We start from the raw sequence: 554 nt of genomic DNA, 5'->3' as shown, positions 1-554 counted from the left end.
AGGTGACGACAGCCAGTGATCATAAGTTCAACATTGCGCCCAATCTATTGGATCGGAATTTCACGGCGGATCAACCAAACCAGAAATGGGCCGGTGACATCAGCTATGTCTGGACGCGCGAGGGCTGGTTGTATCTGGCCGTGATCTTGGACCTGCATTCACGGCGCGTCATCGGCTGGGCTGTGAGTAACCGCATGAAGCGTGACCTCGCGATCCGGGCGTTGAAGATGGCCATCGCGTTCCGGCAACCACCTAAAGGCTGCATTCATCACACGGATCGTCGGTCGCAATACTGCTCTCACGATTACCAGAAGATCCTGCGTCAGCACGGCTTCAAGGTATCCATGAATGGAAAAGGCAATTGCTATGATAACGCAGCTGTTGAGACAGTCTTCAAAACCATCAAAGCTGAACTGATCTGGCGGCATCCTTGGGAAACGCGACGCAAGGCTGAGATGGCGATCTTTGAATACATCAACGGCTTCTACAATCCGCGACGACGGCATTCAGCATTAGGCTGGAAAAGCCCAGTCGCCTTCGAACGGATGGTGGCT

Annotated in this window: 1 protein-coding gene; it reads left to right on the top strand. The window is 53.4% G+C overall.

The genetic code is table 11. The features are described from left to right. Positions 1-554, top strand: a 554-nt coding sequence (locus GO984_RS23290) for an IS3 family transposase (protein WP_157024931.1), incomplete at both ends; no start/stop codon positions are given.

This window comes from Parasedimentitalea huanghaiensis (assembly GCF_009753675.1).
Taxonomy (GTDB): Bacteria; Pseudomonadota; Alphaproteobacteria; order Rhodobacterales; family Rhodobacteraceae; genus Parasedimentitalea; species Parasedimentitalea huanghaiensis.
This window is presented reverse-complemented; position numbering and strand designations above follow the sequence as displayed.